The organism is Methylophilales bacterium (assembly GCA_019823025.1).
Taxonomy (GTDB): Bacteria; Pseudomonadota; Gammaproteobacteria; order Burkholderiales; family Methylophilaceae; genus BACL14.
Genome location: CP081940.1, coordinates 200702 through 213179 on the forward strand (window position 1 = coordinate 200702; position 12478 = coordinate 213179).

Consider the following 12478-nt stretch of genomic DNA (forward strand, 5'->3'; position numbering starts at 1 on the left):
AAAATTTTTTATAAGTATAACTAAATCTAAAAGTTAATACCTACCCTGACCCCATATATAACATCCCTGAACCATAAAGAACTCCGGTTAAAAGGAATATAACAAAGGTATATCCAAGTATCTGTCGCATATGGAGGCCGGCAATTGCTAAAATTGGAATCGTCCAAAATGGTTGAATCATATTTGACCATTGGTCACCATACGCAACTCCCATTACAACGACTGAAGGATTAACTCCTAAGGATAGAGCTGCCTCAATCATAACTGGCCCTTGAACTGCCCACTGACCTCCCCCTGAGGGGATAAACATATTAACTAGACCGCCAGATAAAAAGGCAAAGAAACCTAGTGTCTCTGGGGTTGCAATAGAAATTATCCAGTCGGTTATCACCTGCATAAGCCCTGTCGTCGCCATAATCCCCATAATTCCTGAATAAAAAGGATATTGAAGGATTATCGACCCCACAGTGCCAGCCGCATTATTTATCAGACTTATAAAGTGAATGGGAGAGCTTGCTAATATCAATCCTAAGGATAAAAATGTCCAGCTCACTATATCTAGGTTTAGAGAGAATCCATTTTGGTTGTAGGTAATACCAATATAGATAATAATTATCAGACCTAGAAAAATATTCAATGAGCGGTGATTTTCAAATCTTTCAACCATATTCATTGAAGCTTTTTTCTGTATAGTTGGCTTCTTATCTTTAATTAAATCTGGGTCAATTTCAATTACATCCTCCTCATTCGGTTTCATGAGTGGACATATAACCGTGATTAATAGCAAACCCATAAGCGCTAACGTGATATTGGTTGACGATAGAATTGTTTCTGTCACCGGTATTACCCCTACTCTGCTCTCAAGTAAATGTCCGGGGGTAGCAACAAATAATGCAGATGAAGATGAATAACCCATGTGCCATATAACAAATCCCGAGTAAGCAGAAGCGACTAAAAGTGGATAATGGACTTTAAATGGTTTTTTTGAACACTCTATAGCGACACTTCTTGCAACAATGGCTCCAATAATAAGGCCAAAAGACCAAGCACCAAGGCTTGCTATTCCTGCAGAAAATGCAACTAATGCGTAGGCTTGGTTGGCTGTTTTTGGCAGTCTACCGATATTTTTTAATAAACTTTGAACAAGGCTTGTATGAGCAAGTGCATGCGCACCGACCATGATAATTGTAATTTGAGCGGTAAATTTAAATAACATAGGTAGTCCATCTCCCCAAGCAACAATCGTTGAGGTTACCGAGGCATCTGTAAGTGAGATGGCAGCCAGAAAAGTAATGACTGAAAGAACAATGACAAATATAAAGGCGTCAGGATAGTAACGTTCGACAAACGATATAAAAGGACGGGAAACGATTTGAAAAATTTTCATAAAATACTAATTATTTAAAAAGAGCTCATGGCAAGCATTAAACCGATGAGCTTTCCTCATATAATTTAATTTATTTAATTCCAAAGGCTATTAATTTGCCACTGCCATCATCAATGTTCATCATAGGCAAAATTAATAAATTCTTATCATGAATGACCTCATGATCTGCAGCACCTTGAGTGAGCGTAACAAGAGACTTAAAGTTTCCGTCAGGTTGAATATAAAGTAATTTACCCCCAACCCAATCTGAAACAAAATAGTTACCATTTTTATCAGACTCAATACCGTCCAAAGTACCAACAGGCTGTCCATTCCCGAGAGATTTAATTTCTTTATTTTTCAATGAAATGCTTTTCAGGTGGCCAACAACAGATGGTGCAAAACCATTAGTAGGATGTCCCCAACTAGCTACAATTATTTGACCTTTTTCATAATGTAAACCATTTGGTGCTTCTAATTTTGGACTGTAAAGCCATTTAGTTAACTGACCAAAGCTATCAAGCTTATAAATAGTGTCATTGAACATATCTGATACGTATATATTCCCATTGGTATCTACAGTTACGTCATTAAGAAAAGTAGCTCCAGCTGCCTCAAGTTTTTTTGTAATCTTGCTTGTCTTTATATCTATTTCAACTAACTCATTAACGTCAGCAGCATAAAGCTTACCCTTTGATATGGTTAATCCCTTTGGTGCATTTAATCCCTCAATCCATTTTAATTTGATAATTTTTCCATCAACGTCTACTTTTGAAATAAAGCCATTTTTGTCTTTAGTAAAAGGGTCCCCTTGCATATTTGATACATATAAAATATCGTTTTCTTTATCATAGATTACTGATTCAGGTAATTTAAAGTCTGCATTTGTTTCCCAAAGCTTGATTAACTGTGTCTCTGCAAATAATATGCCTGCAAATGACATAAATAAGATACTTAAGAAAAACTTACTCAAAGTTAATGATTTCATAATTTTGATCCCTTAATATAGTTAAACAACAAACTGCGCGATGCCATCTTTGAATGAAAAATCAACATCGTGATTTTCAGTGATGGTAATAAAAATATTCTCAGGCTTAACACCTACCCTCTCATGTAAGTACTCGACAACTTTTTTGTAAAAAGCTTGTTTGGCTTTATTTGGACGTCCTGATCGCATGACAAGGTGCATCATAATTCTTTCCTCTTGTCTGCCTTGGTATTGCATACAATCTTCTGATAATTGATTTACAACTTGATATCTATCATCATCCGGAAAGGCCATAGTTTCAATAACCGCCTCATTCACACTGTCAGAAACTTTTTTTATATAGTCCTGCCCCTTCCCCTCTAGAACATTAATTGTTACAAATGGCATACCCCCTCCTTCTCATTATTTTTATTTAATATAAAAATATTATCCTTTAAATTTATGCACTACAATGAAGATTATCTGCTTTTTATAATGCAATTTTGCATTATTAATTTGTTTTTTAATTTTTATATTAATGTGGCAAAGAAAACCATAAAGGAGAATGCTTGTGCTTAATTGGAGCGACCTAAGATCTTTCCTTGAACTATCACGTCGAGGTAAATTAACAATAGCAGGAAAAAGATTAAACGTTGAGCCAACAACTGTAGGTAGACATATTACAAGGCTTGAAAAAGAACTTGGAGTACAGTTATTTAACCGGTCACCTAAGGGTTACTCACTCACTGAAGATGGACATAAACTAGTCCCTTACTCTGAAAATATTGAAACTAAGGTCAACTCCATCTACCAATCAATATCAGGAAAGGATACTGAACTTAGTGGTATTGTGAGGATGGCTGTCCCTGAAGGTTTAGGGATTGCGATTATTTCAAAATATATTAGTCACTTCAAAGAAAAGCACCCATCCATTGATCTTGAATTGTTGGCTGACACGAGAGCACGAAGTTTATCAAAACGTGAGGCAGATATCGCAATCACACTAGCAAGGCCTACTATTGGTAGATTGGTGGCATGGAAACTTGGAGATTATAATTTAGCGCTATATGGAAGCAAAACTTATCTCAATAAAAATAATAAAATAAAGACAATTAAGGATCTATCTAAACTTCAATTTATAAGCTACATAGAAGATTTGATCGAATTCCCTCAATTAAAATATATGCAGGATAATTTTAAAGAAGTAAATATCATATTCAGAAGTAACTCACTTCAAGCTCAATATCAAGCTGTAAAAGACGGGGTTGGACTTGCTTTTCTTCATGGGTTTATTGCCGCAAAAGATACAGAATTAAAAACAATCTTACCAAAGCAAATTTTGGCTAAAAGAGAATACTGGATGGTTGTCCATGAAGATATGTTTCAATTAGCTCGTGTCAAAGCCGTATGTAGTTTTTTTACTCAAGTACTTAAAAACGAGCAAGCTAATTTGTTACGAATTATTTAGCTTTGAGAGTTAAGAAACTTTTTAAAGCCTAATAAGTCAATAACACTATGAAAAATTTAGTATTTATTGTCCTCCTTTTTGTAAGCCTTTCTTCACATAGCAATGATTCAAATTATGTTTTCGGTTGGACCCAATTAAAAGACGCTGAATTAAAAAAACCCAGGGGTGGAACATCCGTTGGTGAGAAGGTCACACTTGATAAAGAGCCAAATGCCTTATGGAAAGATCTACAAAACCCAAAGCTATCAAAATTTGAAAAAGATAGACTAGCCATTCTTTCAATGGAAGGAAGGTACAGAGTTTATTTTGACTTCATGGAAACTATGGGATTCGTCGAAGGTTATATCCCAACCCAGCCCTATCAATCCTGGGCTACTGAATACGTCAAAGTTATCGAGGATGAAAAGGACTTTATTAGCTTGCAACACATCACGGTCATGTATTTCAAACAGTCCGATGGCCAAACCTCTGAGCCAATGGTGATGAAGCACTGGAGGCAGGATTGGAAGTATGAGGATAGTAAAATCAACATATACGTCGGCAATAACACGTGGGTATACAATAAAATTCCTTCGAACAAGAAAATAGGCAGTTGGTCTCAATCCGTCTATCAGGTTGATGACACACCGAGATATCAAGGCTATGGTAATTGGATTCATCAACCTAATTTTTCCTCATGGGAAGGCAATGAAACATGGCGACCATTGCCGAGAAGAGAATATTCAACAAGGGACGATTATGATGTGATGATCGGAACTAACACTCAAACTATTACACCGACAGGCTGGGTTCATGAACAAAATAATAAAAAAGTGATCACATCAAATCAAGCTGTACTTGCCAAAGAAATTGGTATCGCTAGGTATGAAAGAATTAAGGACTTTAATTGGCAGGTAGGCTTCGATTATTGGGCGGAAACGAGGGATTTTTGGAAACGAGTAAGGAGTATTATAAATAACAAGCTAGACAACTCTTTAACCTTTAAACTAAAGCCGCCGCAGAATGCCGAACCACTTTGGAGTAAGCTCTTTATGATGGCAGATGAGCATATTAATGGTGAAATAATTCAAGATGAGGATATCGAGGAAGTCATTAATAACTATTCTTTGAATAACTAGTGAATTCTTAAGAAAATATTTAGTTTCTTAACTTAAATTATAACTTTATAATATATTTATAAAATGTTGTTTTTATTATATTTTTAAACAAATCTTACCAAAATGTTGGTTAGTTTCTTGGTATTGAAAAGCAGAAACAATATCCTCTAAATCAAACACGCGATCAATGATTGGAAAGAATTTTACCTGGTTAATATAGGTAATCATTCTCTCCTGGTGGGTCTTACTGCCAACCAAGACGCCTTGCAACGTCACTTGTTTTAGTAATGCGTTAACGAAATCTAGATTACCCTGTAAGCCTGATAAAATTCCGATGAGTGAGATATGACCCGCAACCTTAACTGAATTAATCGATTCACCCAGTGTTTCCGGACCACCCACTTCAATTACATGGTCTACGCCCTGCCCCTTTGTATAGCTTAAAACTTCTTCCGACCACTTCGAATTTTGTTTATAGTTAATGCAATAATCAGCCCCTAAAGTTTTAAGCTTTTTAATTTTCTCATCTGATGAAGATGTCCCGATTACCTTGGCTCCTATCGACTTTGCAAACTGTAGCGCAAATATAGATACCCCTCCCGTCCCTTGTATCAGAACGGTATGCTTTTCTGTTAGATCATAATCTTCAAATAAAGCTCTCCATGCAGTAAGTCCAGCAGTGGTTAAGGTTGCTGATTGCTCATGAGTCCATTGATCAGGCGCTAATGTTAATGAGCTAGTCTTAAGGTTTACAAGTTCTCGCGCATATCCGTCGATACCGTCACCCGGTACTGTCTCAAAACTTTGTACATTCGGTGAACCATCGATCCAGCCTGGGAAAAATGTGGTGCAAACATGGTCACCCACTTTAAAATCTTTTACAGCCCTGCCGACTTTAATCACCTCACCTGCACCGTCTGCCATCGGGATACGCTGCTCAGATGGCCCCCAAATTCCTGATACAACTGCGTAATCATGATAATTTAATGAGCTTGCGTGCAAGCGGATTTGGACCTGATCATTCATAGGATCAGATATATCCTGATTGCCTAAGAATACCTTATCGTAACCTCCGCCTGCTTTTAAATAAATTGCTCTCATCATTGTTTTTTACCTCAAATAATGATTATATATAATTATATTTAACTTACAGGTGGATTTTTTATGGCTGCATACGATCAAAAAGAACTAGAACAATGGAAAAATGGATTACTCGGTAAATCAGGGGGTGGTTCAAAGAAAATTCTTATAATTGCAGTGATAGCGATTGTGGTTGTGGCTGCCTATCTGTACCTACAGAAGTAATTAACTTAAATAGGCTTATCTATTTAACCTTTTTCAAGAAGTGTAGCTTTGAGAATTAGATCAAAGTTATGCTCTAGTTGTAATTCTGAGCACAGAATCCTTTATCGATGTAAATATGAGCAAAATGATTGGGTTTTCTTATGCCAGCAATGTCTGCTTGATATTAAATCTAAACATGAAAGTACTTATCAGTACGGCGGCACGTGGAAAAAATTTAAGTAATCTTTTGTGGTTCAAAAGTTAAATTTAAAAGAAAAGATACTTAGCAAATGCACCGATACCTAAGATCAAAAATATAGCGACTAGATATGACATCAGCATAAAGGGCTTACATTTGTGCGCAGGACATTCTTCTTTTTCATTTTTACCAACCATGTCAATTAATCCTTATTACTTGTAAATTTAAAAGACTATATTCAAGTTAAAAGATTCATTTTATACTAGGATTTTTATCTCTTTTAAGTTTGATTTATGACCAACGGTTTTATTATTAAATGTATTGATAGCGTCGCTAAAACAATCCTTGATGCAGAGGAGGAGATAGAGCATTTAGACAGGGCTATCGGTGATGGTGATCACTATATCAATATAAAAAGAGGTAGCATAGCTGTTCAGTCAATTAAATCAGAACTCACTACCCTACCACCCGATCAAGCTTTCAAAAAAATAGGTATGACACTAATGGCGTCTGTCGGGGGTGCATCAGGCCCTTTATTTGCCAGTTTTTTTTTGGCCTTGGCTAAGGAGGTTTCATGTGAAAGTAATCTTCAGCAATTTAGTAAAGGTTTTACTTCTGGCGTAGAATCAATTATGGATAGGGGTAAGTCAAAATTAGGTGATAAAACAATGCTTGATGTATTGATTCCTGTTTCAAAAAAGCTTGAATCACTAGCCAATGAGAGCTGTGAGAAACAAAAATTAATTAAAGAAATTGATTTGGTTGCAATGGCGGGGGTGATAGCAACAAAAGATATGATGCCATCAAAAGGAAGGTCAGCTGGCTTAGCAGAAAGAGCTGTAGGTCATATTGATCCTGGAGCTAAAACTTGCCAACTAATTATCAGTACGGTTTGTAAGGAACTTAAATAAATCACTTAAAGTTAAAGTCATATGAAAAAATTTATAAATAAAACAGACGATTTCATTGTTGATAGCTTGAAGGGTTTTGCTAAAGCTCACAATGATATAGTCGCACTCAACCTTGATCCAATTTTTGTGACACGAAAAGAGATCAACCCAAATAAAGTTTTATTGATTTCAGGGGGTGGATCTGGACACGAACCGCTTCACACAGGTTATATTGGTAAGGGAATGCTGGATGTGGCTTGCCCTGGACATGTCTTTACCTCACCTACCCCAGATCAAATGATTGCTGCCGTTGAAAAATGTCAGCCTAAATCAGGCATCTTATTTATCGTAAAGAATTATTCTGGTGACGTTATGAATTTTGAAATGGCATCTGAAATGATCGAATTTGAACATCAAACGGTTTTAACGAACGATGATGCTGCTGTCATCAATTCAAGTTATACAACAGGTCGAAGAGGTGTTGCTGGGACATTGATTGTTGAGAAAGTTGTCGGCAGCCTGGCTGAGGAAGGTGGGGATTTATCATCATGCAAACAGCTTGGAGATAGGGTTAACCATCATTGTTCAAGCATTGGCGTGGCACTGTCTAGCTGCACTATTCCTGCTGCAGGTAAGCCAACCTTTGATATCGGTGTTGACGAAATTGAATTTGGTGTCGGCATTCATGGGGAACCTGGCAGAAAGCGAGAAAAAATTAAAATGGCGAATCATATTGTGGAAGATATGGTTTCAGCTATCTTAAAGGACTTCGATGAGAAATCATTAGATCTTAAGGATCCTAATGGAATAATATTGTTAGTGAATGGATTTTCAGGTACCCCTTTATCAGAGCTATATTTAATTTATCAAGCCGTTACCGAGAAACTTAAAGAGAAACAAATTTATATCTCTCGCTCTCTTGTCGGGAATTACACGACGGCATTAGATATGGCTGGTGCTTCAATAACTATGTGCTTGTTGGATGATGAAATTAAAAAGCATTGGGACTCATCTGTATTAACATCAAATCTTCGATGGGGGTATTAGGGTCGTGTTTAAGAAACATTTAAATGAAGCAGGAAAAACTTACTGGATGCACTTTAAGTTTGCTTTTATTGCAGGCTTTATTCTTTTATATGCAGGCATCACCTCCATTATCCATGCAATATTTCCCTGCTTCTTCAAATTCACTAGCCTGAAGCTTGTCAAATCCTTACTAAAAAAAGCCGAGTAAGGAATCATTTTGCATAATCAGTCTTATAGAAAATTAGGTTTTTGGATTGGTTTGCTTTTATTCTTTTCTGTTATTTTAAATCCCACACCAGAATCATTGTCTATTGAAGGCTGGCACGTTGCTGCTGTTGCACTCCTGATGGCCGCTTGGTGGGGAACAGAAGCAGTGCCCTTGCCTGTGACAGCTCTAGTTCCGCTTGCTGCCTTTCCTCTACTTCAAATTTCATCACTTAAAGAGACGGCTATATCTTATGCAAACCCCCACATTTTTTTATTTTTAGGTGGTTTTATATTGGCATTATCTATTCAAAGATCAGGCTTACATAAAAGACTTGCCTTATCAGTGGTATCAAAAGTGAATGCATCGGCTAGTTATATTGTGGGTGCTTTTATGTGTATCTCATTTTTTATCAGCATGTGGGTAATGAACACTTCAACGACTCTAATGCTTCTCCCTATCTGTTTGGCAATCTGCGTCAATATTAAAGAAGCACTACCAGGATTAGCAAACAAACAGATCAAAAATTTTGAAATTGCGCTATTCTTAGGTATTGCATATGCTTCTTCCATTGGTGGTATGTCAAGCTTGATTGGCACAGCACCTAATATTGTCTTCGCAGGCTTTATGCAAGAAAATTACAATATCGATATTTCATTTCTGGACTGGATGAAAATTGCACTGCCCATCGGATTAATGATGCTGGTAGCGTCGTTCATCATTTTGACAAAAATTATTTATCCATCCACTTTTGAACTTAATGCTGCAACCAAAAGTAAAATAAATCAGGCCTTGAAAAAATTAGGGAACATCAGTCGAGATGAGAAAAAAGTTTTTATTATCTTTTTGATTGCAGCGAGCTTATGGATAGGCAGGCCATATTTGAAATACCATGAAATCCTTTTAGGGTTGACTGACGCAGGTATTGCCATTTTAGCGGCTATTCTTTTATTTATCTTACCGTCTGATAATAAGAAAAGTAACCTTTTAGAATGGGATGAAACAAAAAATTTACCCTGGGGACTTCTGCTGTTATTTGGCGGCGGTCTCTCTTTAGCAAGCTCTATTAGCAGCTCAGGGTTAGGTCAGTGGTTAGGAGCGTCATTTAGCTTGTTAGTGGAACTCAAGCCTTGGTTGATCATTCTATTAATCACAACCTTCATTGTCTTCCTTACCGAGCTAACTTCAAATACAGCAACCACGTCCACTTTTCTGCCAATTGCTACATCGATTGCTGTTGCAATTTCAGTTGCTCCTATATCGATTGCCATCCCTCTGGTTTTGGCGTCCAGCTTGGCATTTATGCTCCCTGTGGCGACACCGCCCAACGCCATTGTTTATGGCTCAGGGAAGATTACGATTGGCAATATGATTAAGGCCGGATTTATTCTAAATTTGATCGGCATTTTGATTATTGCACTGGTAAGTCACTATCTCTTACCAGCTTCTTTAGAAAAACTTTTTTAAATAATAGTTTCCTTAACTATTTGTCAATTTTATTTATCTTACTTCCCTCTAGTGTAAGGTTATACATTAATCCTTTTGGGGAAAATACAAATGCGATAACAGGCTCTTTAATCGATTCTACATTAGCAACGCCACCTGCACCCCATACCGCCACAGCGACACTCGCATCTCCTCCGCCACTCCATCCACTCGCATTCCTGAATTCTTTAAGCGCATCTGCTTTAAGGAACATATAAACTTCAGAGCGTTTTTCAACACCTATTTGAAAACCAATTGATCCAGCAATATTGTTGTAATACTGAACCTTCTTACCTCCAATAATTAATGCGCCCTCACCAAATGATCCCCCTATACCAAGACCCGCTTTTACAATACTTGGAAAAACAAGCACTCCCTTAGCCTGAGAGGCAAGCTCTTTTGCAGCTGGAGTTGTTTTATATAACTGATCAAGAGCGGCTTTTATTTCTACATCTATTTCTGCTTTGGATGCAGTGAACCCAGTTTGAGAAAATACCAATAAAATTGCTGCAATGAAAGGTGTTAGTTTGCGCATGATTTTAGCCTTAATATGTAATTTTAATGATTTATTCTACACCAGAAATTTTAAAATATTATAAAAGTAAAACATTTGGTATAGTCAATTTGATATGACCATTGATCAGATAATTAATTGGATGATGGGTTTAAATATCCTTGCCCTTAGTGTGACTGGATTTTTTCTTGTTATCGGATTTCTATTCCTTGTGACCGCAATTTATTCACTGATTTACGATAAAGCTTTTCGAAAAAAACACTTTCTAAAGCTAGGTACAATATTTTTAACACTGCTGGGTATTATAATTGGTCTATTTTACTTCTCAATAAAGCAGGGATTCTTAATTCTATAGTGCTTATTTTTCCTAAAGCCTTTTAATAATCTTTCCGTTTTTATATATAACCTCAGATTTGATCGTACCATCCTTCTTCCATGTAACTTCCTTACCATTCTTCTTTCCATCAACAAATTTCACATTCTTTTTCATTTGGCCGTTGTTATACCATTGTTGCCAAAGACCATTATATTTACCCCCACTGTAATTAACCTCAACTTTTTTTTGCCCATTTGGGTACCACTGCTGCCATAACCCTTCCTCATGGTTATTTACAAAAAAACTTTCCATCATTTTGTTGCCATTTTCGTACCAAAAAATTTCCTTCCCATTTTTTTTCCCATTCTTGTATGTCACTTCGAACTTAGGCTTCCCATTATCAAAGTATTCTTTTTGCGTATTGGTTTTATGATCATCTGCGATGACCGCTAGAGATAAACAGAGACCTAACAGAGAGATTAAGTATTTCATAATTTGCCCTTTTATTTATTTAACAATTGATTAAGGCAATTTGAATTATCAAAAGTTTCTATAAACAGATTCATATTTTTGTTAATTTTTTATAAACATAAGGAGGAAAAAGATAAAAAAGCATTGCCAGTATATTAAAAAATTACTTAAATAAAAAATTATAAATTATTGATATATATAATTATTTATAAATATAATTAATCAATATTAAGCTGCTCAGGTAATGGCTCTAACTTACAAACACCATTGTATTCATAGGGCTTTTGCCACCCACTGATAATCTTAATTTGTCCCGTTTTCCGATCAATAAAGAAAGAAAAGCCTATTGAGCCATCTGTATCTAACTCATCCAAGCTGACTGAGCTTTCATCAACATTCAAGAAATGATTGCCGTGGAGTTTGTGTATGAGCGTACTGCCTGATATTTTTATTTTTTCAATGGCAGGCTCCTTTATGCAAGGTGTTGCATCCTCACAAAATAACGTTAACTCTCCCTCACAGATAAGGTCTACGCTTAGAGGTTCAGCACATAAAAAACTTGGCAGAAGCAAAAATAAAAATAATTTTTTCATATTTGGGTGTTATTAATGAAGGTGGTAAGATTGAAGCTTAACATCGATCATATAAAAATAAAGGGAAAAAGTAGATGAAACTCAAAATTGCACTATTTACACTGCTAACCTCAATCTCATCGATTCCATTCGCAGCTGAATATAAGACACTGCAAACATGTATTGAAAATATTGAAAAAGATTATCCAGGGCAAATTATGTCCATGGAGGTAGAGTCAGATAATGGTGTTATTAGCTACGAATTTGATGTTGATACCAACGTTAATGGCACTGATTTTTTTATCGAGATTGAATGTGATGCCACAACGAGTAAATTAAGTGGCTTTCAGCTTGAAACTCATTCAGAAGATCAACACTTTCAAGCAAAGGCTAAGATTTCTGTCACAGAGGCTGAGAAAGCAGCAATTGATAAGTATAGTGGCCTCATAGTTGCAAGGGAGTATGGCTTTGCAAGTGGGAAACCCTTTTATTCTTTCGACATTTATAACCAAGGCAAGAATATGCAGACTGAGATTACCGTCGATGCTGAAAGCGGTGCAATTATTGGTGTAGAAGAAGAGCTATATCAAATTGGCCCTAATCGAACTTTTTAAAAAA

General features: G+C 36.3%; 15 protein-coding genes. 8 read left to right on the top strand and 7 right to left on the bottom strand.

Going from position 1 to position 12478, the window contains the following annotated elements; genetic code table 11:
• Positions 1-40 precede the first annotated feature (40 nt).
• The 3 genes from K6112_01080 to K6112_01090 all read right to left on the bottom strand — a co-directional run bounded on the left by K6112_01080 (position 41) and on the right by K6112_01090 (position 2741).
• Positions 41-1387: a TIGR00366 family protein gene (locus K6112_01080; GenBank protein QZP17978.1), complete on the bottom strand. Its 1347-nt coding sequence runs from the start codon at positions 1385-1387 to the stop codon at positions 41-43.
• Positions 1388-1457: 70 nt separating this feature from the next.
• Positions 1458-2354 carry an SMP-30/gluconolactonase/LRE family protein gene (locus tag K6112_01085; protein QZP17979.1) on the bottom strand — a complete coding sequence of 299 codons (897 nt, stop codon included), beginning with the start codon at positions 2352-2354 and terminating at the stop codon, positions 1458-1460.
• 21 nt (positions 2355-2375) lie between these two features.
• The gene (locus K6112_01090; GenBank protein QZP17980.1) at positions 2376-2741 is read right to left on the bottom strand and encodes a tautomerase family protein; all 366 of its coding nucleotides are present in this window, start codon (positions 2739-2741) and stop codon (positions 2376-2378) included.
• Positions 2742-2898: 157 nt separating this feature from the next.
• Between K6112_01090 and K6112_01095 the strand changes: the two genes are divergently transcribed.
• Together K6112_01095 and K6112_01100 are read left to right on the top strand one after the other, a co-directional pair.
• Positions 2899-3801, top strand: a complete 903-nt coding sequence (locus K6112_01095) for a LysR family transcriptional regulator (protein ID QZP17981.1) — start codon at positions 2899-2901, stop codon at positions 3799-3801.
• 47 nt (positions 3802-3848) lie between these two features.
• Complete coding sequence (locus K6112_01100) at positions 3849-4919, top strand: hypothetical protein (protein QZP17982.1); 1071 nt, start codon at positions 3849-3851, stop codon at positions 4917-4919.
• Positions 4920-4994: 75 nt separating this feature from the next.
• Here K6112_01100 and K6112_01105 read toward each other — a convergent pair whose 3' ends face one another.
• Positions 4995-6002: an NAD(P)-dependent alcohol dehydrogenase gene (locus K6112_01105; GenBank protein ID QZP17983.1), complete on the bottom strand. Its 1008-nt coding sequence runs from the start codon at positions 6000-6002 to the stop codon at positions 4995-4997.
• Positions 6003-6062: 60 nt separating this feature from the next.
• Between K6112_01105 and K6112_01110 the strand changes: the two genes are divergently transcribed.
• The 5 genes from K6112_01110 (at position 6063) to K6112_01130 (ending at position 9969) form a co-directional block, all read left to right on the top strand.
• Entirely contained in the window at positions 6063-6203 is a 141-nt protein-coding gene (locus K6112_01110; protein ID QZP17984.1) for a hypothetical protein, read from the top strand.
• Between the two features lie 471 nt (positions 6204-6674).
• Positions 6675-7292, top strand: coding sequence for a dihydroxyacetone kinase subunit L (gene dhaL, locus K6112_01115; protein QZP17985.1), 618 nt, complete (start codon positions 6675-6677; stop codon positions 7290-7292).
• Between the two features lie 21 nt (positions 7293-7313).
• The gene (gene dhaK / locus K6112_01120) at positions 7314-8318 is read left to right on the top strand and encodes a dihydroxyacetone kinase subunit DhaK (GenBank protein ID QZP17986.1); all 1005 of its coding nucleotides are present in this window, start codon (positions 7314-7316) and stop codon (positions 8316-8318) included.
• Positions 8319-8322: 4 nt separating this feature from the next.
• Positions 8323-8505 (top strand): DUF6356 family protein, encoded by a 183-nt coding sequence (locus K6112_01125; protein ID QZP17987.1) that lies wholly within the window; start codon positions 8323-8325, stop codon positions 8503-8505.
• Between the two features lie 9 nt (positions 8506-8514).
• Entirely contained in the window at positions 8515-9969 is a 1455-nt protein-coding gene (locus tag K6112_01130; protein ID QZP17988.1) for a DASS family sodium-coupled anion symporter, read from the top strand.
• A 16-nt stretch (positions 9970-9985) separates the two neighbouring features.
• Here K6112_01130 and K6112_01135 read toward each other — a convergent pair whose 3' ends face one another.
• From K6112_01135 to K6112_01145, 3 genes are all read right to left on the bottom strand, one after another.
• The gene (locus K6112_01135; GenBank protein QZP17989.1) at positions 9986-10522 is read right to left on the bottom strand and encodes a hypothetical protein; all 537 of its coding nucleotides are present in this window, start codon (positions 10520-10522) and stop codon (positions 9986-9988) included.
• Between the two features lie 346 nt (positions 10523-10868).
• Positions 10869-11309 carry a toxin-antitoxin system YwqK family antitoxin gene (locus K6112_01140; protein QZP17990.1) on the bottom strand — a complete coding sequence of 147 codons (441 nt, stop codon included), beginning with the start codon at positions 11307-11309 and terminating at the stop codon, positions 10869-10871.
• A gap of 197 nt (positions 11310-11506) precedes the next feature.
• Positions 11507-11881: a hypothetical protein gene (locus K6112_01145; GenBank protein ID QZP17991.1), complete on the bottom strand. Its 375-nt coding sequence runs from the start codon at positions 11879-11881 to the stop codon at positions 11507-11509.
• 74 nt (positions 11882-11955) lie between these two features.
• Here K6112_01145 and K6112_01150 point away from each other — a divergent pair, with 74 nt between their 5' ends.
• Complete coding sequence (locus K6112_01150) at positions 11956-12474, top strand: PepSY domain-containing protein (GenBank protein QZP17992.1); 519 nt, start codon at positions 11956-11958, stop codon at positions 12472-12474.
• Positions 12475-12478 lie beyond the last annotated feature (4 nt).